Origin of the sequence: Synechocystis sp. PCC 6803 substr. PCC-P, from assembly GCF_000284455.1 — a bacterium.
Classification (GTDB): Bacteria; Cyanobacteriota; Cyanobacteriia; order Cyanobacteriales; family Microcystaceae; genus Synechocystis.
Map to the genome: position 1 here is coordinate 3,041,442 of NC_017039.1, position 25,012 is coordinate 3,066,453.

The 25,012-nt window shown below is 47.7% G+C and carries 24 protein-coding genes and 1 pseudogene; 11 read left to right on the forward strand and 14 right to left on the reverse strand.

Annotated elements, in window-relative coordinates:
- Positions 1–13 precede the first annotated feature (13 nt).
- From SYNPCCP_RS17045 to SYNPCCP_RS14195, 3 genes and pseudogenes are all read right to left on the reverse strand, one after another.
- Positions 14–313: pseudogene (locus tag SYNPCCP_RS17045) on the reverse strand (Rpn family recombination-promoting nuclease/putative transposase); the annotation flags it as partial.
- Positions 314–441: 128 nt separating this feature from the next.
- Positions 442–825, reverse strand: a complete 384-nt coding sequence (locus SYNPCCP_RS14190; protein ID WP_020862006.1) for a type II toxin-antitoxin system VapC family toxin — start codon at positions 823–825, stop codon at positions 442–444.
- On the reverse strand, positions 806–1,042 hold the full coding sequence (locus tag SYNPCCP_RS14195) for a type II toxin-antitoxin system Phd/YefM family antitoxin (protein WP_020862005.1): 237 nt from the start codon (positions 1,040–1,042) through the stop codon (positions 806–808). Before SYNPCCP_RS14195 ends, SYNPCCP_RS14190 begins: the two co-directional genes overlap by 20 nt.
- A 177-nt stretch (positions 1,043–1,219) precedes the next feature.
- Here SYNPCCP_RS14195 and SYNPCCP_RS14200 point away from each other — a divergent pair, with 177 nt between their 5' ends.
- From SYNPCCP_RS14200 to SYNPCCP_RS14215, 4 genes are all read left to right on the forward strand, one after another.
- Positions 1,220–2,239: a bifunctional nicotinamide-nucleotide adenylyltransferase/Nudix hydroxylase gene (locus SYNPCCP_RS14200; protein ID WP_010873920.1), complete on the forward strand. Its 1,020-nt coding sequence runs from the start codon at positions 1,220–1,222 to the stop codon at positions 2,237–2,239.
- Positions 2,240–2,263: 24 nt separating this feature from the next.
- On the forward strand, positions 2,264–3,652 hold the full coding sequence (locus SYNPCCP_RS14205; protein WP_010873921.1) for a nicotinate phosphoribosyltransferase: 1,389 nt from the start codon (positions 2,264–2,266) through the stop codon (positions 3,650–3,652).
- Between the two features lie 643 nt (positions 3,653–4,295).
- Positions 4,296–4,658 (forward strand): HPP family protein, encoded by a 363-nt coding sequence (locus SYNPCCP_RS14210; protein ID WP_223211299.1) that lies wholly within the window; start codon positions 4,296–4,298, stop codon positions 4,656–4,658.
- Positions 4,659–4,785: 127 nt separating this feature from the next.
- Positions 4,786–5,022: a UmuC protein gene (locus SYNPCCP_RS14215; protein ID WP_020862003.1), complete on the forward strand. Its 237-nt coding sequence runs from the start codon at positions 4,786–4,788 to the stop codon at positions 5,020–5,022.
- Between the two features lie 266 nt (positions 5,023–5,288).
- On the opposite strand, the gene rppB (SYNPCCP_RS14220) is transcribed toward SYNPCCP_RS14215, so the two are convergent.
- The gene (rppB, locus tag SYNPCCP_RS14220; protein WP_010873924.1) at positions 5,289–6,653 is read right to left on the reverse strand and encodes a two-component system sensor histidine kinase RppB; all 1,365 of its coding nucleotides are present in this window, start codon (positions 6,651–6,653) and stop codon (positions 5,289–5,291) included.
- The gene (gene rppA / locus SYNPCCP_RS14225) at positions 6,650–7,354 is read right to left on the reverse strand and encodes a two-component system response regulator RppA (protein ID WP_010873925.1); all 705 of its coding nucleotides are present in this window, start codon (positions 7,352–7,354) and stop codon (positions 6,650–6,652) included. Before rppA (SYNPCCP_RS14225) ends, rppB (SYNPCCP_RS14220) begins: the two co-directional genes overlap by 4 nt.
- A 118-nt stretch (positions 7,355–7,472) precedes the next feature.
- Here rppA (SYNPCCP_RS14225) and SYNPCCP_RS14230 point away from each other — a divergent pair, with 118 nt between their 5' ends.
- The 4 genes from SYNPCCP_RS14230 to SYNPCCP_RS14245 all read left to right on the forward strand — a co-directional run bounded on the left by SYNPCCP_RS14230 (position 7,473) and on the right by SYNPCCP_RS14245 (position 13,538).
- Positions 7,473–8,120, forward strand: coding sequence for an efflux RND transporter periplasmic adaptor subunit (locus SYNPCCP_RS14230; RefSeq protein WP_010873926.1), 648 nt, complete (start codon positions 7,473–7,475; stop codon positions 8,118–8,120).
- Between the two features lie 38 nt (positions 8,121–8,158).
- Positions 8,159–11,323: a CusA/CzcA family heavy metal efflux RND transporter gene (locus tag SYNPCCP_RS14235; RefSeq protein ID WP_010873927.1), complete on the forward strand. Its 3,165-nt coding sequence runs from the start codon at positions 8,159–8,161 to the stop codon at positions 11,321–11,323.
- A 79-nt stretch (positions 11,324–11,402) separates the two neighbouring features.
- Positions 11,403–12,086 (forward strand): glycoside hydrolase family protein, encoded by a 684-nt coding sequence (locus SYNPCCP_RS14240; RefSeq protein WP_223211300.1) that lies wholly within the window; start codon positions 11,403–11,405, stop codon positions 12,084–12,086.
- A 114-nt stretch (positions 12,087–12,200) separates the two neighbouring features.
- Positions 12,201–13,538 (forward strand): MFS transporter, encoded by a 1,338-nt coding sequence (locus SYNPCCP_RS14245; protein ID WP_010873929.1) that lies wholly within the window; start codon positions 12,201–12,203, stop codon positions 13,536–13,538.
- A 65-nt stretch (positions 13,539–13,603) separates the two neighbouring features.
- Here SYNPCCP_RS14245 and SYNPCCP_RS14250 read toward each other — a convergent pair whose 3' ends face one another.
- On the reverse strand, positions 13,604–14,716 hold the full coding sequence (locus SYNPCCP_RS14250; RefSeq protein WP_010873930.1) for a precorrin-8X methylmutase: 1,113 nt from the start codon (positions 14,714–14,716) through the stop codon (positions 13,604–13,606).
- 81 nt (positions 14,717–14,797) lie between these two features.
- On the opposite strand from SYNPCCP_RS14250, the gene SYNPCCP_RS14255 reads away from it, so the two are divergent.
- Complete coding sequence (locus tag SYNPCCP_RS14255) at positions 14,798–16,726, forward strand: heavy metal translocating P-type ATPase (RefSeq protein ID WP_010873931.1); 1,929 nt, start codon at positions 14,798–14,800, stop codon at positions 16,724–16,726.
- Positions 16,727–16,855: 129 nt separating this feature from the next.
- Here SYNPCCP_RS14255 and SYNPCCP_RS14260 read toward each other — a convergent pair whose 3' ends face one another.
- Positions 16,856–17,182 carry a YnfA family protein gene (locus tag SYNPCCP_RS14260; protein ID WP_010873932.1) on the reverse strand — a complete coding sequence of 109 codons (327 nt, stop codon included), beginning with the start codon at positions 17,180–17,182 and terminating at the stop codon, positions 16,856–16,858.
- Between the two features lie 11 nt (positions 17,183–17,193).
- Entirely contained in the window at positions 17,194–17,592 is a 399-nt protein-coding gene (gene ziaR / locus SYNPCCP_RS14265; protein ID WP_010873933.1) for a Zn(II)-sensing metalloregulatory transcriptional repressor ZiaR, read from the reverse strand.
- Positions 17,593–17,743: 151 nt separating this feature from the next.
- Between ziaR and SYNPCCP_RS14270 the strand changes: the two genes are divergently transcribed.
- Positions 17,744–19,909: a heavy metal translocating P-type ATPase gene (locus tag SYNPCCP_RS14270; protein WP_010873934.1), complete on the forward strand. Its 2,166-nt coding sequence runs from the start codon at positions 17,744–17,746 to the stop codon at positions 19,907–19,909.
- Positions 19,910–19,935: 26 nt separating this feature from the next.
- Here SYNPCCP_RS14270 and rppB (SYNPCCP_RS14275) read toward each other — a convergent pair whose 3' ends face one another.
- Genes rppB (SYNPCCP_RS14275) through SYNPCCP_RS14285 form a run of 3 tightly spaced genes read right to left on the reverse strand, consistent with a single transcriptional unit; the run spans position 19,936 to position 22,594 of the window.
- Entirely contained in the window at positions 19,936–21,312 is a 1,377-nt protein-coding gene (rppB, locus tag SYNPCCP_RS14275; protein ID WP_010873935.1) for a two-component system sensor histidine kinase RppB, read from the reverse strand.
- The gene (gene rppA, locus SYNPCCP_RS14280) at positions 21,299–21,997 is read right to left on the reverse strand and encodes a two-component system response regulator RppA (RefSeq protein WP_010873936.1); all 699 of its coding nucleotides are present in this window, start codon (positions 21,995–21,997) and stop codon (positions 21,299–21,301) included. The genes rppB (SYNPCCP_RS14275) and rppA (SYNPCCP_RS14280) overlap by 14 nt, the downstream gene beginning before the upstream one ends.
- A gap of 6 nt (positions 21,998–22,003) precedes the next feature.
- On the reverse strand, positions 22,004–22,594 hold the full coding sequence (locus tag SYNPCCP_RS14285) for a DUF305 domain-containing protein (protein ID WP_010873937.1): 591 nt from the start codon (positions 22,592–22,594) through the stop codon (positions 22,004–22,006).
- Between the two features lie 221 nt (positions 22,595–22,815).
- Between SYNPCCP_RS14285 and SYNPCCP_RS17050 the strand changes: the two genes are divergently transcribed.
- A protein-coding gene (locus SYNPCCP_RS17050; protein WP_230401101.1) for an IS5 family transposase occupies positions 22,816–23,564 on the forward strand; the annotation gives its coding sequence in 2 pieces (ribosomal slippage) (positions 22,816–23,095 and positions 23,095–23,564; 750 coding nt in all).
- Here the strand turns inward: SYNPCCP_RS17050 and SYNPCCP_RS17905 are convergent.
- Genes SYNPCCP_RS17905 through SYNPCCP_RS14300 form a run of 3 tightly spaced genes read right to left on the reverse strand, consistent with a single transcriptional unit; the run spans position 23,559 to position 25,007 of the window.
- Positions 23,559–23,732, reverse strand: a complete 174-nt coding sequence (locus SYNPCCP_RS17905; RefSeq protein ID WP_080504064.1) for a transposase — start codon at positions 23,730–23,732, stop codon at positions 23,559–23,561. The genes SYNPCCP_RS17050 and SYNPCCP_RS17905 overlap by 6 nt on opposite strands.
- Before the next feature lie 12 nt (positions 23,733–23,744).
- Complete coding sequence (locus SYNPCCP_RS14295) at positions 23,745–24,035, reverse strand: MSMEG_0570 family nitrogen starvation response protein (RefSeq protein WP_010873940.1); 291 nt, start codon at positions 24,033–24,035, stop codon at positions 23,745–23,747.
- 3 nt (positions 24,036–24,038) lie between these two features.
- Positions 24,039–25,007: a sll0787 family AIR synthase-like protein gene (locus SYNPCCP_RS14300; RefSeq protein ID WP_010873941.1), complete on the reverse strand. Its 969-nt coding sequence runs from the start codon at positions 25,005–25,007 to the stop codon at positions 24,039–24,041.
- Positions 25,008–25,012 lie beyond the last annotated feature (5 nt).

Below are 25,012 nucleotides of genomic sequence, written 5' to 3' on the forward strand. Positions count from 1 at the left end.
ATTTCAAGCCGCAATGCCTTTTACGTTTCAAGTAGATGACAAATTGGTACATCGTCTTCTGGGGAAAACGGCGGTAAACCCTTACCCGATAGTCCAACATCCGAAAACCCATGGTGGGCTCAGGCTCCGTTTGAAATTCCAGATGCAACACCAAGTCTTCCGATTGCTCCAAAATTAGGGAGTCAGCCCAAATTGGTTCCAGGGATAATTCCGTCGGACTAAGCTTAGTCAATTTGATTGGTCGTCCCAGCAACCAGGCGGCATAGTCTTCGGAAAAGGATTCGGCGAGGAATTTGCACAGATTGTCAAACATACCCAAATTCTAAGGGCGATCGCCATAACCATGTTTTGAGAGTCTCACAACTTTAGGGGTATGGTAAAAGGGACTATTGAGACATAAAAAGAGACGGGGTTGGGGAGTAGTCTCGGAAAGTGTACTTTCTAAGACCAACGGGCATAGTCATAGTGAGCAAGAATTTTTTGGTCTTTAGTCAGCAGTAAACTGTCAGTCAACGCAGACTGGGCTGTAATCAGACGGTCAAAAGGATCCCTTGTCCAGTCCAGTGTTAATGCTTGGTAAACAACTTGGTCGAAGTTCTTGGTACAGCTACATAAGCCAATATTATTCTCCAGAGTGGTGAGAATAGCTTCTGGCGATGCAGTAATTCTTTCAATCTCAAGAAGATATTTGAGCTCTAGTCGTACTATGGGAGAGAAGGTTAGGTCGTTACTGTTAATCAGTGATTTGGCCAGGGAAGAAAACTTTTCCGTTAAACCACAGTAGAGCCAAACAACAATGTGGGTGTCAAGGTAAATCGAGCTCAATCTCTCCCTCCCAATCAATGGTGACCAACTCTTCCGGGTCGCCAATGATAACCCCTGGACGATGTACTAAGTTCTTGAACTTATCCGGCTCCTCCACTGGCAGTATTCGTAGGCGTTTACCCCCCCGATTAATTTCCAGCGGTATGCCGGTTGCCAGCACCTCATCTAGCAGGTTGTAAAGATTACCCCTCAGCTCCGTTGGCGTAATTTGTTTCATCCTATTCTGTTCAATGTACGTTCAAAATTAGTCTAACGTACATCAAAGCAAGATACTTTCCCTCAAAAGTCTATTTTCGCCCAGCCGCAGTCATCAGATGTTGCCATATTTTGGTGAAATCTACTATAATTGAGTCAGTCCTCGGGGAGAGGATGTTTACCATCCAGGGAGTCTGGTATGCAAACTAAATATCAATACGGGATCTACATTGGTCGGTTCCAGCCTTTTCATCTCGGTCATTTACGCACCCTTAATCTTGCGCTAGAAAAGGCTGAGCAAGTCATTATCATTTTAGGTAGTCATCGGGTGGCCGCGGATACCCGCAACCCCTGGCGATCGCCAGAACGGATGGCGATGATTGAGGCTTGTTTAAGCCCCCAAATACTGAAAAGGGTGCATTTTTTGACGGTGCGGGATTGGCTTTACAGCGATAATTTGTGGTTGGCAGCGGTGCAGCAACAGGTTTTGAAAATTACTGGGGGTAGCAATTCCGTTGTTGTTTTGGGCCATCGCAAAGATGCTTCTTCCTATTACTTGAATTTGTTTCCCCAATGGGATTACTTGGAAACGGGCCATTATCCAGATTTCAGTTCTACCGCTATTCGTGGGGCTTATTTTGAGGGTAAGGAAGGGGATTATCTCGATAAAGTGCCCCCGGCGATCGCCGACTATTTACAAACTTTTCAAAAGAGTGAGCGGTACATTGCTCTTTGTGATGAGTATCAATTTTTGCAGGCTTATAAACAGGCCTGGGCCACGGCTCCCTATGCTCCGACTTTTATAACCACGGATGCCGTGGTGGTGCAAGCGGGTCATGTGCTGATGGTACGTCGTCAAGCCAAACCAGGTTTGGGACTAATTGCTTTACCCGGGGGTTTTATTAAGCAAAATGAAACTCTGGTGGAGGGAATGTTGCGGGAGTTGAAGGAGGAAACCCGTCTCAAGGTGCCTCTGCCGGTTTTGCGGGGTTCCATTGTGGACAGCCACGTTTTTGATGCCCCTGGGCGCTCCCTACGGGGAAGGACTATCACCCACGCGTACTTCATCCAATTGCCGGGGGGCGAATTGCCAGCCGTAAAAGGGGGCGATGATGCCCAAAAAGCTTGGTGGATGTCCTTAGCGGATCTCTATGCCCAGGAAGAACAAATTTACGAAGATCACTTCCAGATTATTCAGCATTTTGTCAGCAAAGTTTAGCCCCATCCTGTTGATTTAACTACCATGAATACTAATCTCATTCTGGATGTGGACTCCTATAAAGTGAGCCACTGGTTGCAGTATCCTCCTGACACAACGGCAATGTATTCCTATGTGGAAAGTCGTGGGGGAAGGTATCCTGTCACTGTCTTTTTTGGTCTCCAATACATTTTAAAGCGGTATCTGACTCAATCCATTGAACCCTGGATGGTGGAGGAAGCTAATCGCCTTTTGACAGCCCATGGCTTACCTTTCAACTATGGCGGTTGGCGATACATTGCGGAGGATTTGCAGGGTCGTTTACCTGTACGTATTAAGGCGGTTCCAGAGGGCTCGGTCATCCCGGTTCATAATGTTTTGATGACAGTGGAATCCACGGACCCAAAGGTTTTTTGGTTAGTTTCCTGGTTAGAAACTTTGTTGATGCGGGTTTGGTATCCCATTACGGTGGCAACCCAGAGTTGGCATTTAAAACAACGCATCTATCAATCCCTATGCCGTACTGCGGATGATCCTGATGGTGAAATCAATTTTAAACTCCACGATTTTGGGGCCCGGGGGGTTTCTAGTGGTGAATCGTCCGGCATTGGCGGACTGGCTCACTTAGTTAATTTCCAAGGTTCTGACACAGTAAAGGCCCTGGTGTATGGGCAGCAATATTACAACTGCCCCATGGCGGCCTATTCGATTCCCGCCGCAGAACATTCCACCATTACAGCTTGGGGAAGGGAAGGGGAAGTTTTGGCCTATGAAAATATGTTGACCCAGTTTGCCAAGCCAGGGTCGGTGTTGGCGGTGGTTTCCGATTCCTATGATCTCTGGAATGCCATTGACCATCTCTGGGGCGATCACCTAAGGGCACAGGTGCTTGATTCGGGGGCTACGGTGGTTATCCGTCCGGATTCAGGTGACCCGGTGGCCATTGTGGCCCAAACTTTGGAACGGTTGGAGGCTTGTTTTGGCAGCACCCTCAACAGTAAGGGCTTTCGAGTTCTAAATGCTGTGCGGGTTATCCAAGGGGATGGGGTTGATGAAGAGAGTATCAGCGCCATTCTAGAGAAGACTGAGAGCCTTGGCTTTAGTACTACTAATTTAGCTTTTGGTATGGGGGGAGCTTTGTTGCAAAAGGTGAATCGGGATACCCAAAAATTTGCCATGAAGTGCAGTGAGGTAACGGTGGAGGACAAGGCGATCCCTGTTTATAAAGACCCTGTTACTGATCCTGGTAAAACTAGCAAAAAGGGGCGATTATCCCTGGTTAAAACTGACTCTGGTTATGGCACTGTACCCACTTCTTCTGAGGATTTATTGCAGGTTGTCTATGAAAATGGACATTTACTGCAAGACCAATGCTTGGATGCTATTCGTCAACGAGCCTGGCCATTAATCAGGGTCAATGTTCCCGCAAGCTAGTGGGGATAAAGCAAAGCTAGATAAAGTTCTGTCTCGAGATGATAAGTACATAAGGAACTACTACAATGTTTAATTTAGCACTGAGGTACCTAAGTTTCAGGGATCCACCTTATCATTGGCGGTGAATTGTTGCTGTTGTATGAGCATAGTTCATTGATGATCGCTCCCTGAAACATCACAAAAAAGGTTTAGGGCAGTCTTAGTTTGTTGACTATCACTCTTAAAGCTCAACATCAATGGAATAAATACTGTAAAGTAAGCTACTTTTTATTTGTCTTTTTGGCAAAACGTTATGTTATCTTAACTTTTGTGGGGCAATGACTCTCCTACGCTGGCTGGTTTATCGGCTCTGTTGCATAGTGCCAATCTTCGCTGAATTCGATGATTACTGTGCATAGCAGCGTACTTATTACTTTTTTGGCAGTACTTTAGGAGTGTTCAGTCCTTCATGGTTGACTACAGGAAAGCCCGATTAAAATGGGAAGACTATTGGTTCAAGACCTTACACAGATGGCGGTCCTGCCCTTTAACCTGCCCGGTTGAGAAGCCTCATCATGGCCACATTTTTTGGAGTTGGTTCGGTAGTTTTTTGGCGATCTCTATCTGTGCTTACTTGACGGTAAAAACGAATTCCCCGCTTTTAATGGCTCCCTTTGGGGCCACTAGTGTTTTGATTTTTGGTGTTCCTGATAGCCCCTTAGCCCAACCCCGTAACGTCATCGGTGGCAATCTGTTAGCGGCATTGGTGAGTCTAACGGTTTTGCATTTTCTCGGTTCTTCACCCATGGCGATGGGGGCGGCAGTGTCGCTAGCCATCGGCATTATGCAATTTACTGGAACATTGCATCCTCCTTCAGGAGCCGTTGCTTTGGTGGTTATGATGACCAGACCAGACTGGAACTTTATCCTAACGCCAACCTTGGAAGGTTCAATACTTTTAGTGCTGTGTGCTGTAGTTTTCAATAATTTGGCGGAAGAAAGAACCTATCCTAAGCACTGGCTATAATTTTGTTTCGGTTGTGGGATTGTTGAGGCGATCATCGTACCTGTCCAGTGATCAACGGCCATCTCAGCTGGGTTCCCATGCAGGGATCCCAGCGGTGCGGCTTAGAGTTAAAGCTTTAGGAGTCAAGATGGGAGTGCCGTTCTTCAAAATTCCAGATTTGGTTAAGCGACATAATATTCAGGTTTTTTCTTCCAATTACTGTTTGTACGGCGACTTATCCCACAGGATAATGACCAGCCTGCAATTATTTAGCCCCGTCGTGGAAATTTATTCCATTGATGAAGCCTTTCTCGAACTGACCCCAAATCAAAGTAATACGAATTATGGGGAAGAAATTCAGCTTTGTCTTAATCCATCAGATTAACCAGTCAGTATTCCTATGTGATCACACTTTTGAAAATATTCAACAAGACAAAAGTAATACAAGCAAGTTAGAAGTATTTTTTCTTTCTTAGAATCTGTTTTTCTATCCTAACTCTTTTAAAGAGTATTGATTAACTGCTTTACTGCAAAAAAGATTACCCTATATCGGGCTTTTCTCAATAAAATCTTTATTTTTTGAGGTGCTTTTTAGCCATAAATAATCACTTTAGTATAAAATTTTGACGGCGTAAAGTTGATAAAATAGAATTAAGAATGGACTATCGGTACAGAAAAAATGGGTAACTGGATGGTGAATAAACTTCCCTTACCCAATGCACTCTCCACCGTTAAAGACCCCCTATGCTTAACGGTGATCACCTGGGCAATGGCGAGTCCCAACCCTGTCCCCCCCGTTTTGCGCGAACGATCTCGATTAACTCGGTAAAAACGCTCAAAAATGTGTTCCTGTTGGTCGGGGGCAATGCCGATGCCGGTATCTTGCACGGTGATGATAGCCATCTGTTCATGGGATGTCAGGGTAATATCAACACGTCCCCCAGCAGTTGTGTATTGAATGGCGTTGGCAATTAGGTTTGAGACCAGTCGATAGAGTTGGGATTCATTACCCCAGGCGTAAACTTCCCCTGAACTCAGATCACTGCTGAGATCAATGTGGGCGGCGATCGCTAATTCTAAAAACTCTTCGGTGAGGTCACTGACTAAATCATTTAAACAACAAAGCCGCCAATCTTCGGCGGTGGTTTCCTGCTCTAAGCGACTTAGTAGCAATAAATCCGTAATCAATTGGCTTAATCGCCTTCCCTGTCGTTCAACGGTATGTAGCATGGTGTTAATTTCTGGGGAATGGCTTGAGTCGATGCGTAATACCGCTTCCACCGTGGCCAACAGACTAGCCAATGGCGATCGTAATTCATGGGCTGCATTCGCGGTGAATTGTTGTTGTTGTTGGTAGGACTGGTAAATGGGACGCATGGCTAACCCCGCTAAGCCCCAACTGGAGAAGGCGACCAAACCCAGGGCAATGGGAAAACTAAGCCCTAAAATCCAAAGAATACGTTTATTTTCGGCATCAAAGGCTGCCAGGCTCCGGCCAATTTGTAGATAGCCCCAGGAAGATTTGTCTGTATTACCGGCGCTATGCAAAATGGTGGTGAATTGTCGATACCGATCGCCGGTTGGGGGGTGAATAGTCTGCCAAGTTTCCTGGTTAAAAATGGAGGATAGGGAAGCCGGTTGATTAGGCGAAAAAGCCAGCAGGTTGCCTTGATAATCAAATAAACGAATGTAATATAAACTGCGATCACTAATGCCCAACGTGTGACGTTCAATCAGGGTGGGGTTGACCTGGCAGGGTTGGTTGACCAAACACAGATCGGGCAACATTTTTTGTAATACTCCGGTGGGACTAGCATTACTCGGCAACATCGGCTCTAAACTGTCATGCAACGTCCCGGCGATCGACTCCACTTCTCGCTCCAACGCCATCCAGTTGGCCTGCACAATGGCACGATAAACCCCCAACCCCAACAGGGTAAGAATTCCCCCCATTACTAGGGCATACCAGAAAGCCAATTGCAGACGACTACGGGCAAAGAGGCGACGGGTATTCATGGCGATAGGGTGAACCGATAGCCTTGACCGGGAACTGTTTTAATTGGGCAAGGACAATTTTGTTGAGCTAGCTTGCGTCGTATCAAACGCATTTGGGCCGCCACCACATTACTCATGGGCTCCTCATCAAGATCCCACAGTTGTTGCCGGATCTTGCTACCGGAAATGATCCGCTCTGGGTTTTGCATCAGATATTGAAAAATTTGAAATTCTCTTACGGTTAAAGCAATTTCCTGTCTTTCTAGGTTTAGTGGCTCCGAGATAGTTACCGATAACAGATTATTACTGGGATCAAGGCTGAAGTTGCCCAAAGTTAAAATTTGCGGTTGGAATTGTGGCGATCGCCGTTGTAGTGCCCGCAGTCTTGCTAATAGCTCTGCCATCACAAACGGTTTTGTTAGATAGTCATCTGCCCCGGCATCTAGTCCTTCGACACGGTTTTCCGGTTCTCCTAACGCTGTTAACATCAACACCGGCAAGGAATTACCCTGGGTTCTCAGTTTTTGACAGAGTTCCAAACCCGATAATCCCGGCAGTAACCAATCCACAATGGCAAGGGTGTATTCCGTCCATTGATTTTCCAAATAATCCCAAGCTTGGGAGCCATCCGTCACCCAATCCACCACATACTTTTCACTAACTAGCACTTTCTTAATAGCCATTCCCAAATCCGTCTCATCTTCCACCAGCAAAATTCGCATCGCCTCTGCCTTTTTTATAACGGTCTGATCTTAGCGGGGGAAGGAGATTTTCACCTGAATTTCATACCCCCTTTGGCAGACTGGGAAAATCTTGGACAAATTCCCAATTTGAGGTGGTGTGATGAAAACAATTCAATTAGCAAGTTCCTTTCTGGCACTGGGTTTGACCCTAGGAACTCCCAATCTCGTAACAGCCCATGTGGGTCACGGTGACGAGTTTCAAGCCGAGGGAGGCATTAATCGGGTTGCCGTGAATGCAGAAACCGATTCCATGTTGGGCATTGTGGTGGAGCCGATCGCCTCTGCGCCAGATGGTAGTGCGGGGGTTTATATTCCGGCGACGGCGTTGGTAGATGGGGGGGATAAACAATTAGTGTTTGTGCAGTATGGAGAATTTTATGAGCCGGTGCCGGTGAAAACGGGGGCAACCCAGGGGGAATTGATTGAAATTACCGAAGGGTTATCGGTGGGGGAAAAATTAGTTACCCAGGGTTCTTTATCCCTTTATGCTGAATCCCGCAAAACCCCAACGGCAGAGACGGAGACCAAAGAACCAGTTGTGGCTGAGGCTGCTGAAAATACGGCTCCTGCGGAGACGACAAGTATGGCTCCCAATGAAACCCAAGCAAGTCCCCCCGTGGCGGCGGAACCAGGATTGCCCGTTTTACCGATCGCCTTGGGAGGACTAGGGGTCATTGGGGCCGGAATTTTGGGATTACGGGCGTTTAACTTGAGTCGCAAAGGCAAAAACTTTTTTGGCAAATAAATTTAACTTCCTGCTCTAGCCCTTGCCTTTATTGACCTATGTTAAATACGCTTCTCAATCAAATTCTCAAAACCTCGATCGCCCAACGGTGGTTCATTGTTATTGCGGCCATTGGCATCACCCTTTGGGGGATTATCAGCGTGGGCCAAATGCCCCTGGATGTGTTTCCTGAATTTGCGCCGCCCCAGGTGGATATTCACACCGAAGCTCCTGGTCTGGCACCGGAAGAAGTGGAAACCCAAATTACCGTTCCCATTGAAAGTGCGGTGAATGGTTTACCGGGGGTGACAACGGTGCGCTCTTCTTCTAAGGTGGGCCTCTCCATGGTCAGCGTGGTCTTTGACCAGGATGCAGATGTCTATAAAGCCCGTCAAACAGTGACGGAACGCTTGCAACAGGTAACTAATCAACTACCGGAAGGTAGTCATCCCCCGGAAATTTCGCCTCTGGTTTCTCCCTTGGGAACGATTGTGCAGTATGCCTTTACGATCAAGGATGGGGGCAGTTCCAACCTGATGGACTTACGACGATTATTAGAAACCACCGTCGGTAACCAGCTCCTTTCTGTACCAGGGGTGTCCCAAGTCACCCTCTACGGGGGGGATGAGCGCCAGGAACAGGTTTTAGTTGATCCAGCCAAACTGCGTGCTCTCAAGGTTTCCCTCAATGAAGTTACCCAAGCCAGTGCAGAAGCGAATTCCAATGCCCCAGGGGGTTTCTTGATTGGCGGTGGCCAAGAGCTATTAGTACGGGGTCTGGGTCAAATGCAGTCCATTGAAGACCTACGGCGATCGGTGGTGAAAGTGGTGGACGGCAAACCAATTCTGTTGGAGGACGTTGCTGAAGTTAAAACCGGCAGTGCCCTGAAGCGGGGGGATGGGAGCTTTAACGGTCAACCGGCGATCGTCATGATGGTCAATAAACAGCCCGATGTGGATACGCCCACAGTGACTAAAGCAGTAGAAGCAGTGGTTGAATCTCTAAAACCCACGTTTCCTGCCGATGTACAAATTGCCCAAACCTTTCGTCAAGCTAACTTTATTGATTCCGCCATTCGCAACGTCAGCACTTCCCTCTTAGAAGGGATTGTCATCGTTTCGGTGATTATGCTGATTTTTTTAATGAACTGGCGCACGGCGGCGATTACCCTAACAGCGATTCCCCTCTCCCTGCTAATTGGTTTGATGTTCATGAAAGCCTGGGGATTGGGCATTAATACCATGACCCTAGGGGGGCTAGTGGTGGCGATCGGCTCCGTGGTAGATGACTCCATTGTGGATATGGAAAATTGCTATCGGGGACTACGCACTAACCAGGCCGAGGGCAATCCCAAACATCCTTTGCGGGTAGTTTATGAAACCTCGGTGGAAGTCCGATTAGCAGTGATTTTTTCCACGGTGATCATCGTGGTGGTTTTCGCGCCCATTTTCAGCTTAACGGGGGTAGAAGGGCGTATTTTTGCCCCCATGGGTTTAGCCTATCTACTCTGTATCGGTGCTTCCACCCTAGTGGCCATGACCGTTTCCCCGGCTTTGTGTGGGATTCTCTTGGCTAACCAACGACTGCCCCAGGAAGGCACCTTTGTTTCCCGCTGGGCAGAGCGGTTATATCGTCCGTTGTTAAATTTTTCCCTCCGCGCTCCCCAAGTGATTTTGAGCATAGCCCTGATCGCTGTGATTGCCTCAGTCTCTTTGGTTCCTAGTCTAGGACGGGTTTTTCTACCAGAGTTTCGAGAAAAATCCATGGTCAATTCCATGGTTCTTTTTCCAGGGGTTTCCCTCGACATGACCAATCGAGCGGGGATGGCCCTGTTTAATAACCTCAAGGATAATCCCCTCTATGAATGGGTACAAATTCGGGCGGGTCGTGCGCCGGGGGATGCCGATGGAGCTGGGGTCAGCATGGCCCACGTTGATGTGGAATTGAGCGATGAAGCCCTCAAAGATCGGGAAGCTAGTGTTAAAGAATTACGGAAAGCCTTCAACCAATTGCCGGGGGTAGCTTCTAATATGGGGGGCTTTATTTCCCATCGGATGGATGAGGTGTTATCAGGGGTCAGGAGTGCGATCGCCGTAAAAATCTTTGGCCCTGACTTAAAGGAACTACGGGCCATCGGAGAGCAGGTACAGGAAGCGATGAAAACTGTGCCAGGAATTGTTGACCTGCAACTCGAACCCCAACTTCCTATCCGCCAAGTGCAAATTCACTATGACCGTGCCGCCGCTGCCCAGTATGGGTTAAGGATGGCTGACATTTCTGCTGTTGTTGAAACTGCTTTAAATGGCCGGATTGTTTCCCAGGTTCCTGAAGATCAACAGTTAGTGAATGTGGTGGTGATGCTACCGGAAACTGAGCGGAATAGTCTTGATGCCATGGGGGCAATCCCCATTAGTACGCCCACCGGTCAAATGATTACCCTAGGGGACGTGGCTAAAATAGACTACGGCATGGGAGCCAATGTGGTTAACCGCGAAGACGTTTCCCGTTTAATTGTGGTTTCCGCCAACGTCGCTGAGCGGGATTTGGGAAGCGTGGTGGAAGATGTCCAGGCTCAAATTAAGGAGAAAGTACAACTTCCCCAGGGCTATTTCATCGAATACGGCGGGCAATTTGAGTCCGAACAACGGGCAACCAATAGCTTACTGTTGTTTAGCTTCGTCGCCGCTTTAGTGATTGGGATATTGATGTTCTTTTCGGTGAAATCCCTCCCCGCTACCATCGCCATTATGATTAACCTCCCCTTAGCCCTAATTGGGGGGTTGTTATCCGTTGTTTTCACTGGCGGTGTCATTTCTATTGCCTCCCTAGTCGGTTTTATTACCCTGTTTGGGGTGGCTGTACGGAACGGACTATTACTGGTGGATAACTACAACCAGAAATTCGCCCAGGGAATGAAACTAAAAGAAACAATCTTTAAGGGGTCTATGGAACGGGTCAATGCCATTTTAATGACCGCTTTGACCTCAGCTTTAGGGATGTTACCGTTGGCAACGGCCAGCAGTGCCGGGAACGAAATTCTCCAACCCCTGGCGATCGTTGTTCTTGGTGGACTGTGTACTTCTACGGCTTTAACCTTATTGGTATTACCCGCTTTGTATGCCAAATTTGGTAAATGGTTAATGCCCAAACAGCCTACCAATGGAGACCACATTGCTCCTTTTGTGCGTAACGATAGGGTCAGCACTCAAAAATCGCATTTTTAAACGTGAATTATTATCTCTTCTGGCTGTATTAACAACGGTGGGAGAGATTTTTTTACCACATTTTTTCTGGTTAATTTCCATGACCATTACCCAAAACACAACTCGCCACTATCATCATCGTCGAAGGTCTCAACAATCATCTTGGTCACGCCATTTTTTTCTGGCCACTTTATTATTTACTCTTTGCTTGGCAGCTTTTATTAGAAAGTCTCCTGAAACTGAAAACATCAATTCCTTTTTTGGCCATTTACCATCCCTAGCCATGGAAGGAGGAGATCCTTACATTAGAGCTTTAATGCGGACAATTTCAGCCAGTGAATCTAATGCTAAAAATCCCTACGTTTTACTCTATGGCGGTCAACATACCCATGATTTAAGTCGCCATCCCAATGCTTGTATTGCCATCAAAACAGATGTTAACCAAGGGCATTGCTCCACAGCGGCAGGACGTTATCAATTTTTGACTAAGACTTGGCAGGAAAAAGCGGCTTTGTATCACCCTCAACGTCATTTGGGAAAATCACACTATAACTTTGAGCCTGAATTTCAGGATTTAGTAACCTATCGATGGTTGACCGATAAACACCACTGGGGCATGGACTTTTCCACCCAATTACAACAGGGAAATATCGAACAAGTGTTGAAAAAACTTTCTGGCACTTGGACAAGTTTGGGTTACGGCATTGAAGACAATAGAATGACCGCTTCTTTACCCAAAATTTATCAAAAACTATTAGCAGAAGAACTTGACCAAGCTAATTAATATTCGATTCAGTACCAAGTACTATTGCGGGGACAGGACGTTTCTCAAGGCCCTCATCAATATCCCCCCTGGGGGCATAGAATAGAGATCAATTTTCTACCCCAAACCCCCACAATGGGCAAACTACCGCCTATCTTTCACTGCTTGCGGAACCGTCTATTTGCTCAGCTATACCTAGCCCAAGCCATTAGTTTGCTGGGGGATGCCCTGACCTGGGTAGGATTAGCACTTTTAGCTTTTGAATTGGCGGGTCAAGGGGCGGGGTTGATCCTGGCAGGGGCCTTAACCTTAAGGGTAACGGTGTTTGTCTTGCTGTCTCCCATTGCGGGGGCGATCGCCGACCGTTATGATCGCAAGCAAATGATGGTGATTACCCATCTGGCACGGCTGGGGATTGTCTGTTTATTTCCTGGGGTGACCCAGGCCTGGCAAATCTACGGGCTGGTTCTGGGGCTGAATGTGTTTAACGCCTTTTTTACTCCGACCTATACCGCAACCATTCCCCTGGTGACGAAGGAGGATGAATATCCCCAGGCGATCGCCTTATCCAGTGCCACTTATCAACTTTTGGGGGTTTTGGGGCCAGGGTTGGCTGGGAGTCTTGCCGCTTGGGTGGGAACAAAAACAATCTTTTGGGGGGATGCTTTAACTTTTTTGATGGCCGCTGGTTTAATTTTTACCTTGCCAGGAAAACTGTTAGCTAATTCAACCGCCCAGCCTGTCCGTAACTTGGCCCAAATTCGACGGGACATCGGCACAGGAACCCAATGTCTTTTCGGCGATCGCCTGATTCGTTATGCTCTAGCGATGCAGTTGGTGGTGTCCTTGGCCGGGGCAGGGATTTTAGTGAATACGGTGGGCTATGTCCAAGGCATTTTAAACCTGGGTAAGCTGGAGTATGGTTGGCTAATGGCGGCGTTTGGGTTGGGAGCGACGGTGGCTTCCCTCGGTTTGGGCAACACTCAGCAACAGAGAAAACGAATCTATTTAACGACAATTGGGGCTGTAGTAATGAGTCTTGCGATTCTACCCGTCTCGATGGTCAATCTTCAGGGATTATTGCTCCTGTGGGCTGGGGCTGGTATCGGCCAAACCTTGGTTAATGTCCCCACCCAAACCCTGATTGCCGACCGCGTAGCCAAAGAGCTTCAAGGCCGAGTGTATGGTGCCAATTTTGCCTGGAGTCATCTCTGGTGGGCGTTTTCCTATCCTCTGGCGGGATGGTTAGGCAGTCACTTTGCTCAAAATAGTTTTTTCTATCTGGGGATTTTAGCCCTCAGCTTATTTGCCCTGTTTTATCTGTTACGACCCTCCACTCCGATGGAACCAGGATTTTGGCACGAACATTCCCATCACCATGACTCCGAGCATAGTCATTTTCATCCTGCGACAACTGTGCTGAATTTTAGCCACAATCATCTTCATTTCCATTTTTATAAGGCGAGTCCTTAAACTACCCGCTTAAAAACCATGCGTCCAAAACTTTCACCATCCTTTCCCTATCAACCTTTACTGCACTAAAGACAAGTGAGATAGCAGTGGCAATCTGGCTTTGCAATCAATGTTTCCACTAAAGCGTTTAGCGTTACTGCGGCTAGAAGTCCTCCACCGAGGCTCCCCTGAATGGTGATATGGGGAATGGGACTGGTCATCAGTCGTCGTTTTGCCCCCGGAGCATGACTAAAACCGATCGGCATTCCGATCACAAGAGCCGGCTGAATATGTTGTTGCTCTATCAGCTTACAGGCAGTGAGTAAAACAGAAGGGGCATAGCCGATCGCCAGCACACATCCTTGGGGAATCTGTTGTAACCGCTGTTGCCAATGGTCATGGTGCCAAAAAGCTTGCTCGGCTTCCCTAAGCCCTGTGATGTGAGGGTCGTCAATCAGCGTTTTAACCGTACATCCTAAATGAGCTAACCGAGTTTGATCAAGAGCCGCAGCCACAACCGGAACATCGGTGACGACTGGACACCCTGCTTTCAGTGCATCTCGTGCCGAGGCGATCGCTCCCTGACTCAATCGAACGGCGTTTACCAAGCTAACATCACCACAGGCCAGCACTAATTGATGTAGTAAGTGAATGGTAATTTCAGAGTAAGCCGATAAATCCGGTAGCAGGTGTTTGAGGGATTCCTGAAAGGCTTCTGGATGAGTTGTTGTCTCCGCATCTAGGTTCGTCCACAACTGATCGAGTTTTCCTAACCCCTCCTGGACATCCACATCAAGCTGTTTCAGTTGGGCCAGAGCTTCCGCTTGGGTAATCTGGCAACTCTGGTCGCGTCCCAGTAATCCTTCTAAAGCAGATGCGGTTTGGCGGAGTCGAGTAATCTGCTGAATCACAGCCTGATATTGCTGTTGCAACTGCACCATTAGGGTGGGATCAAGGCTCTCTTCAGAATGGCTATCCAGCAGTTGCCGAATATGAGACAACTGAAAGCCCTGCTGTTTGAGGGCAATGACTCGTTGGAGCCGTTGTACGTCCTGCTGAGTATAAAGGCGGTAGTTGCCCTCTGAGCGTTGAACGGGGGGAAGCAATCCCAGGGTGTGGTAATGGCGCACCATGCGAGGCGTAACGCCACCTCCCACTGCATCTGTGAGTTCTTTAATCGTTAAGTGATTAGTCTTCATCCCTTTAGTTTACTCAAAACCTTGACATTGACACTAATGTTAAGGTTTAGGCTGAGAAGGTAAAAATCCAAGTTAAAAAGCATGGTTGTAACTCCCCCTTCTTCTGCCTTTCGATTTTCTAACCTTTTCAAAGATCATCCCGATGCAGTGGCGGCGATCGCCTGTGGCGGGCTGGTCTTTCTGGGCTGGCAGATGCTTAACTTGGGCTGGTTGGGAATTGCCTTTTTTGTCCTAACAGCGGCCTATGTGATTGGTGGATTTGACAATGCCCGTGAGGGATTAACAACCCTCTTTGAAGAAAAAGAATTTGATGTCGATCTGCTGATGATTGTGGCCGCCTTGGGGGCCGCCGGGTTGGGACTTTGGCGACGGGAATATACCCTCATTGTGGATGGGGCAGTTCTGATTCTTATTTTTGCCATCAGTGGGGCATTGGAAGGATACGCGATGCAACGGACGGAGCGGAGTATCCAGGGATTGATGAGCTTAACCGCTGATGTAGCAAGAGTGTTGCGGAACGGACAGGAGCAAACCATTCCCATTTCAGAACTGAAGATGGGGGATCAAGTCTTGGTGAAACCGGGAGAGTTGGTGCCAACGGATGGCTTGGTCATTGAAGGGTTTAGCACCCTGAACCAGGCTTCCATCACGGGGGAATCTATGCCAGTGGAAAAGGCGATCGGCGATGAGGTGTTTGCCGGCACGATCAATGGCAATGGGGTACTGCGGCTCAAAATCCATCAACCCCCGGAAAGTAGCTTGATTCAGCGTGTGATTCGTTTGGTTCAGCAAGCCCAAACCGAAGCTCCCCCGTCGCAACAGTTTATTGAACGATTTGAGTGCGGTTATGCCAAGGTAATTGTGATCGCCGGACTCTTGCTCGGTACGTTGCCGCCTTTTTTGCTGGGCTGGAGTTGGGAAGAGACGATCTACCGTGCCTTAATTTTTCTCGTGGTGGCTTCTCCCTGTGCGCTAATGGCATCAATTATGCCGGCCTTACTTTCTGGTATTGCCAATGGAGCGCGTCAAGGCATTTTATTCAAAAACGGGGCGCAGTTGGAGCGGATTGGACGAGTACGGGTGATTGCTTTTGATAAAACTGGAACATTGACCACTGGAAAACCTGAAGTTGTGAACATTCTCGCCACTCAGCCATCCACCGACAAACTTCTGCAAATCGCGGCGGCCCTGGAAAGTTTATCGGAACATCCCATCGGAGAGGCGATCGCCGACTTCACCCGTCAACAGAACCAAGCCTGGGCAACAGCCAGGAACGTTCAAGCGCAGGCGGGACAGGGCATTATCGGAGACATTGAGGGCCAACAGGCGATAGTTGGTAAAGCCGTGTTTGTTCAGGCCCAGGTCAATCATGTTGCTACAAACCTGATAGAGCAAAGTCAGCAGTGGGAAGCTGAAGGTAAAACCGTCGTCTGGGTTGCCTACGCTGGAGAGATTTTAGGTCTCATTGCCGTGGCAGATACTGTACGACCCACCGCCGCCCAGGCGATCGCCCGATTAAAACGATTAGGAATTGAGCGAATTGTCATGCTAACTGGGGATAACTCACGTACCGCCCACAGCATTGCTCAACAGGTGGGAGTCAATCAGGTTTATGCAGAACTTTTGCCCGAAGATAAAGTGGATGTGATTCGCCAACTCCAGAAGCAGTATCAATCCGTCGCCATGGTGGGAGACGGCATCAATGATGCACCCGCCTTAGCTCAGGCATCTGTTGGTATTGCGATGGGGGCCGCTGGTAGTGATGTGGCCTTAGAAACCGCAGATATTGTCTTAATGGCGGATCGTTTGGAGCGGTTAGAACACGCCATTCGTTTGGGTCGTCGCGCTCAAGGAGTGGTCAAACAAAACATTGTGTTTGCCCTTGGTTTTGTGATGATTCTGTTGATTGCAAACTTTGCGGGTAATATCACGCTGCCCTTTGGGGTTTTGGGGCATGAAGGCTCGACGGTAATCGTAACGTTGAGTGGATTGCGGTTACTAAGAGGGTAATTAATTAATGATGGAATTAAGAACCTGTTTATAAAGTCTGATTCTGCCCCCTAAATCCCCCAATACTGGGGGACTTTGACTTAGTTTCCCCCCAAACTTGGTGGGCCAGGGGGGCTTTTCAAACACGCTCTAAGCCCTGTTAGCATACATCATCACTAATACACCAACCAAGGCGATCGCCGCTCCAAGCCAGTCCAGGCGATCGACTACCACATTGTCTACTTGCCATCCCCAGATAATGGAGAGGATGATGAAAATTCCGCCATAGGCGGCATAGGCTCGCCCAAAGTTGGCAGGTTGAAGCGTTGCTACAAATCCATATACGGTGAGTAAAATTGCTCTAACTAATGCCAACCAAACACTTTTACCTTCCCGTATCCATAACCAAACTAAGTATCCGCCCCCAATTTCACACAAACCCGCCATGACAAAATAAAGCAGTGATCGCAGAATCATCGTCCATCTCCTTAATCCGATTCCTGCAAATGGTCTGCAACTTCCCGATACAAATTCATCACATGATTATCCGCCAAGCTGTAGTAAACATTACGGCCGACCCGGCGATACTTTACCAGGCGCTGCGATCGTAAAATTCGTAATTGATGGGAAACTGCCGATTCACTCACTTTCATCGCCGCTGCTAAATCACAGACACAGAGTTCTTGGCGGGCCAATGCCGACATTAAACGCAACCGACTCGGATCAGCTAGTGCACTGAAAAACTCCGCCATTTGCTGGGCCTGGTCCAATGACATCACCTCTGGTTGAACCTGTCGTACCTGCTCAAGATGAACAAGAGGTTGATCACAAAGGGGCATCTCTTCGTTCTGGCAGGATTGTGACTTTGACAACGAGGACTTACTCATAGAGGTTGGCGTTAGGAGCTAGGGAAAAATTTAAACTGGATTTAGAAAATGATTTTCATCCTAACATCTTTAATATCTGAGCATATCTTCAGGTGTTTCAAGATTTGTGCTACGGTTCAAGGAGGTTTTTCTTTAAATCACGTTGGCCGCCATGACCCAATCTTCACCGCTCAAAACTCAGCAAATGCAAGTCGGCGGCATGGACTGCACTAGTTGCAAGTTAAAAATTGAAGGTAGCTTGGAAAGATTGAAGGGAGTAGCAGAGGCCTCTGTCACGGTGGCCACGGGACGATTAACTGTTACCTATGATCCCAAGCAGGTCAGTGAAATAACCATTCAAGAACGGATCGCCGCCCTGGGTTACACCCTTGCAGAGCCAAAATCATCTGTAACGCTTAATGGTCATAAACATCCCCACTCCCATAGGGAAGAAGGCCATAGCCATAGTCATGGTGCTGGTGAATTTAATCTGAAACAAGAACTACTGCCCGTCCTGACGGCGATCGCCCTCTTTACCATTGCTATTTTGTTCGAGCAACCGTTACACAACACGCCAGGTCAGATTGCTGAATTTGCAGTGATTATTCCTGCCTATCTCTTGAGTGGTTGGACAGTGCTCAAAACAGCGGGACGCAATATTCTCAGAGGGCAGATTTTTGATGAAAACTTTTTAATGACGATCGCCACCTTGGGGGCCTTGGCAATTCATCAACTCCCCGAAGCCGTGGCCGTGATGTTGTTCTTTCGAGTGGGAGAGCTATTTCAAGAATACTCCGTTGGGCGATCGCGCCGTTCCATCAAAGCTTTACTGGAAGCACGTCCCGATACCGCGAACTTGAAGCGCAATGGTACAGTGCAACAAGTTTCCCCCGAAACGGTACAGGTTGATGACTTAATTTTGGTAAAGCCGGGTGAAAAAGTGCCCCTGGATGGCGAGATTTTAGGGGGAACTTCACAGGTAGATACTTCAGCACTGACTGGCGAATCGGTGCCCGGCACAGTTAAGCCTGGAGATACCATTCTTGCAGGCATGATCAACCAATCGGGTGTGTTGACAATTCGAGTCACCAAACTATTTAGTGAATCTTCGATCGCCAAAGTGCTCGATCTGGTTGAAAATGCGTCTAGCAAAAAGGCATCCACCGAGAAATTCATCACCCAATTTGCCCGCTACTACACTCCCGTTATCGTCTTTCTTTCGTTAGCCGTTGCCCTGTTACCACCTCTGTTCATCCCTGGGGCGGATCGAGCCGATTGGGTTTATCGTGCCTTGGTTCTGTTGGTGATTTCCTGTCCCTGTGGATTGGTGATCAGCATTCCGCTCGGCTATTTTGGTGGCATTGGGGGAGCCGCCAAACATGGGATTTTGATCAAGGGATCTACCTTTTTAGACTCCCTCACGGCCGTTAAAACCGTTGTGTTTGATAAAACTGGAACCTTAACCAAAGGCACATTTAAGGTTACTCAGGTCGTTACCAAAAATGGATTTTCTGAATCAGAATTGTTAACCCTAGCCGCAAAAGCCGAATCCCATTCCACTCATCCCATTGCCCTATCGATCCGCGAAGCTTATGCCCAGTCGATCGCTGACTCTGAAGTGGCCGACTACGAAGAAATTGCTGGGCATGGCATTCGAGCCGTTGTGCAAAATCAAGTCGTCATTGCGGGCAATGATCGCCTTTTGCATCGAGAAAAAATCGATCATGATACCTGTGACGTAGCCGGTACAGTGGTTCATCTCGCCGTAGATGGGCGCTATGGGGGCTATATTCTGATTGCCGACGAAATTAAGGAAGATGCGGTTCAAGCGATTCGAGACCTAAAACGCATGGGAGTTGAAAAGACCGTGATGCTGACCGGGGATAGTGAAATAGTAGCTCAATCCGTTGCCCAGCAAATTGGTTTAGATGCCTTTGTTGCTGAATTATTGCCAGAAGAAAAAGTCGATGAAATTGAGCAACTGCTAGATCCTTCAGGTAAAGCAAAACTGGCATTTGTAGGAGATGGTATTAATGATGCCCCCGTGATTGCCCGAGCCGATGTCGGTATAGCCATGGGGGGATTGGGCTCCGATGCTGCCATTGAAACAGCGGACGTGGTGTTGATGACCGATGCGCCCTCGAAGGTGGCCGAAGCGATTCATGTGGCCCGCAAAACTCGTCAAATTGTTGTACAGAACATTGTCCTAGCCCTAGGGATTAAAGCACTTTTTATCGCCCTGGGCACCATTGGCTTGGCAACCCTCTGGGAGGCGGTGTTTGCGGATGTGGGAGTAGCACTGTTAGCGATTTTGAATGCTACTCGGATTGCTAAGTAAAGTGCATTGACAGTATCCATACCCTGTTAGGTGAGATTTTTGGTACACTCTCGGGACTGTTGGTATGGTGGCGGACATATTGATAAGCGAATGGTGAATAAACTTCCCTGACCCAATTCACTCTCTACAGTCAAAACACCTTGATGCTTAACGGCGATCGCCTGGGCAATGGCAAGGCCTAATCCTGCCCCTCCCCGTTGTCGAGACCGGGCCGTGTCCACCCGATAAAAACGGTCAAAAACCCGGCTTTGATTCTCCGAAGCAATGCCAATGCCCGTATCTTGGACTTTGATGATGGCTTGCTGTTTATCGGTCTCAAGCATGACGGTTACCTCGCCCCCCGTTGGGGTGTAGTGAATGGCATTACTGATTAAATTACCCACCAAACGATAAAGCTGTTCTTCTTCTCCCCTGACCCAGATATTTGCTTGATTGTCTAACTTCGCAGATAACAATACCCCAGCGGCGATCGCCAAACTGGCAAATTCTTCGGTTAAATCTTCAACTAAATCATTGAGACAACAAAGGGTAAACTGGGTCGGATTAACTGTTGTTAAATCCATGCGGGAGAGGAGTAATAAATCATGGATTAAATGGCTGAGACGATAATTTTGTCGTTTTAAGGTTTGCAAGGTGCTATGGGTTTCTTCAGCATTAGGTTCTGCATTTAATGTCGTTTCCAACGTTGCCTGAATCGCCGTAATCGGTGTACGTAATTCGTGGGCAATATCAGCGGTGAACTGCTGGATTTGTTGGTAGGAACGATAAACCGGCTCCATGGCTAAGCCTGCTAACCACCAACTAGCACCACCGACCACAATCATCACAATGGGTAAACCCCAAACTAAAAAGCCTTGGATCGTGTGCAAATGATGGTCATATTCCACCAAGGAGCGCCCCACCTTTAAATAGCCCCAAGGTTCACCAGTGGTGGTTTTTAACAGCAAAGAAACTTGGTGATAGCGGTTCCCTTTTTGATCCGTTAATGGTTTTTGACGGGTGGTTTCCCGCTCAAAGGCTAAGCCTGGGGGATTTTCCCCTGCCGTTGCTAATAATTGACCGTTTAAGTCCAAAAACCGGACATAATAGCCCGGCTGTTGGGTTGCGTTGAGAATATGCCTCCGTTGAGGCGACCTAGGGCAAGCTACTGTACCTAAGCAAAGATTAGGCAAAATTTGTTTAACTGAGGGCTCTAACTGCCCTGGTTGTTGTAATAGTGGTTCCAATCCATCATGGAGAGTCCCCGCTAGGGAAGTAAGCTCTTGATCCAGCGATCGCCAATGATCCTGGGAAGTCATTTCATAGACCGCTAGGCCACAAAGACCCAAAATTAGCCCCATGACCCCAGCGTAATAACTGGCTAAACGCCAACGGGATAGATTGAATAATCTATTGTTCTGCATGGGTTGGATGGGGCTGAAAACGATACCCTAAGCCATACACGGTTTCAATGAGATTGCCATGGCTATACTCCTCTAATTTTCGCCGGAGCAAACGCACCTGGGCCGCTACGACATTACTGGTAGATTCCGCCGACAGCGCCCACAGTTGATTTTTAATCTGTTCACTACTAAGAATTTGCTGGGGATGTTTCATGAAGTATTCCAAAAGCTGGAACTCCTTGGCTGTGAGGGTAATTCTTGCTTGCTCTGGGGTTACTACCGCAAAAGTTCCATAATCCAACCACCATTGCCCCACCTGTAACTGCTGGGGTTGCAATTCTGGCGATCGCCGTTGCAAAGAACGTAAACGAGCTAATAGTTCCGCCATGCCAAAGGGCTTGATTAAATAATCATCGGCCCCTGCATCTAAACCCTCAACCCGATCTGCAATTTGATCCTTCGCTGTCAGCATTAGAATCGGTAAAGAACTCCTTTGGCCCCGGAGTTTTTGACACAATTCCAACCCTGATAACCCCGGCACCATCCAATCAAAAATAGCCAGGGTATAGTTCACCCAGCCCTGGTCTAAATAGCTCCAGGCTAGGTTGCCGTCCTGCACCCAATCAACTACGTAATTTTCGCGACGGAGAGCTTTTTCCAGCGCCATTCCTAGATCAGGCTCATCCTCCACCAGCAACAGTCTCATGCTTCCTCACTGACCATACCAGTTTTGATACCATTGCTTCATTTGCTTAATTTCCGCACTTTGGGAGCGGATAATGTCATCCATCAATTTATCCATCTCCGGCCGTTCCGTATTGGTTTTTAAATTGCTAGCCATCATCACTGCCATTTGATGGTGGGGAATCATCTGACGAATAAATTCCCGGTCAAAGTTTTGGGCGGTGGCCAAAGCCTCTAAATCCATCGCCATCATGCCGTGACCTTGGTGCATTCCCATCATTCCCTGGCTCGACAAAGCAGGCACTGGTCGTTTAAACCATTGCTGATACCAGGTTTTCATTTCTTTAATTTCCCTTTCCTGGTCTCGGATAATATTCCGTGCCAACTTTTTGAGTTCAGGATGTTCGGCTTTTTGTAGAGCCATCTCCGCCATATCAATGGCATCTTGATGGTGGGGAATCATCATTTCGATAAAACTTTGGTCTGTCCATTGCATGTGCATGCCTTGTTGGGCCATCATCTGCGGTGGAGATTGATTGCGATAAACCGCTGTTACCCCAGCCGCTGAACCACTGAGGAGTAGTCCTGCCAACCCATATATCCAGAATTGATTACCCACGGGAATGCTTACCTCCTATTCCTTCTCTAATTCCAGTCTGGCAAAGCAAAATGAAATCAGGATGAAATTTAGAGCTCATTTATAAAGTCTTGTAATGGATAGCAAGTAGGAGAAGAAAAAAAGGAAAACTAAGAGTAAGAGCAGAAGGAGACAAAGAGCATGAAAAGTCGACAGCCTATGAAACAGACCTGAGCGATGCAGAATGGGCAATAGTTGAATCAATGATTCCTCCCGCAAAGCCCGGAGGACACCCACGAACCACAGATATGCGAGCGGTTTGTAATGGTATTTACTACCAACTAAAAACGGGTTGTCAATGGGCAATGTTACCCCATGACTTTCCTCCTAGTAGCACGGTCTATAGCTATTACCGTAAATGGCAACGTCATGGCGTGTGGGAAAGGCTCAATCTAAGGCTGCTGGAGCAATGCCGCCTCCAGAGTGGCAAGAGCCTTCAACCTAGCGTAATAGCGGCAGATAGCCAATCGGTAAAAACCACCGAAAAAAGGGGGAAGTCTACGGTTTTGACGGAGGTAAGAAGGTGAAAGGACGAAAGTGTCACCTAATCGTCGATAGTCTGGGCTTAGTCTTAAAAGTGATAGTGACCGAAGCAAATGCAAGTGAACGCATCGTCACAGCTTATGCTCTGATGAGTTTGCTTGAAGAAGGAACTCAACTCCTCGAGTCTGTCAAGAGCATGTTAGTAGACCAGGGTTATCGAGGTGATACCTTTGGGTTAGCCATCTGGCTCTTAATTCAAGCCAAAGTCCAGGTGATTAGTCGTTCAGGGAAGTCTTTTGAGATCTTACCAAAAATATGGATTGTCGAGAGGACGTTCGGTTGGCTGAACTGGTATCGTCGTTTGAGTAAGGATTATGAGCATCTACCAGAAATGAGCGAAGCGGCTATTTATGCCGTGATGACTCCCATTATGTTGCGTCGTCTTTCTGCTACTTCTACCACTTTATAAATGGGCTCTTAGGGCACTTTTCATCAAGCCCATTTCCCTTGCCACTTGGCTTATGGGCTTTCCAGATTGTTCTACTATTTTTACTGCTTCTGATTTTTGCTCCTTTGTAAATTGTCGTCTTGTTTTTTCGTCATTTGAACATTCTCCTTGATTTTCGACTCTTTGAATGTGTCCATTTTTTCAGTCATGGTCAATATTTTGGATAGTGACTTTGGGATCGGGATTGTGACTAAAACACTCTGCTTTTGTTTCAATTTTTTTGAGTTGGGCGATCGCCATCGAGCAGGGTCTGCCATAGACTTGCCGTACCCGTTCACTGGCAAGGGTTAAAGATTTCTGTGATCGCTGCACAAAATCTGCCAATTCGTAGGTTTGACCAGACTGAAAATATTGATTGACCACTGTGGAGGGTGAATAAAACTGATCCTCTGAACCATCGGGCCAAACGATGTCAAATGTAACTTCGGGCATTGTTTATGAATCTCCGGTAAAGCCAGTGAGGGGGTTTTGCTGCAAATCCCAAAATAGTTGGGACTCTGAACCTAGTTTAAGGGTGAGATTATGACCCGGTTGTATCGTGGCGATCGCCTCTGCTATTAAACCTTCAGCCTGAAAACAAGCCTTGACCGTTTTGACGAACTGAGGACGCACGCTCAGCAAAAAACCATAACTCGGAAAACTAAGTAGCCATTGCCTAAAATCTAGACCCGCCGGACAGGAAATGGCATCAAGGTCGAGGATTGCGCCACATTTTGATGTTTCTAAAAGCATTAATGCTGTACCAATAATGCCGCCCATACTGACATCTTTCCCCGCATCACATAGCTTGTTTTCGGCCAGGTAGGGTAAAAGATCCCAGTGTTTTTGCAAAGTTTCTGTTTCTGCCATCGTTGCTGCATCCCAGCAATAGGGCGCATTGGGTCGCGGTTTGCCTTGAAAATTGCTTACAAGAATCAGGCGATCGCCTACCTGGGCATCAAAGCTGGTGATTAAAGACTTTGCCCGACCTAAAATCGCCACTCCCAAGGCATCATAACCACTGTGGGTATTGGTATGGCCGCCCACAATGGGCACATTAAATCGAGCCGAAGCGGCTTGCATCCCTGCCCAAATTTGCTGAGCTTGGTCAGAAGACTTACTCCATAGGGCATCCACCACGGCGATCGGCCTGCCCCCCATGGCATAAATATCACTGACATTGACCAAAACACTGCACCACCCTGCAAACCAAGGATCTTGGGTAATTAAACTGGGAGCCATCCCCTCAGCCGCAAGGAGTAGATAGCCATTCTCGTCTGGAATTGCAGCGCAATCATCACCTAATCGAATCGCCTCACCATCCCCGATCAATCGCTGTTGACCTTGACGGGATGCCAATTGAATATCCTGCTTGTGCAAAATGCCAAGGGTTTGCTGTAGTTCAATAATTAAGTCAGTTAACATAACCG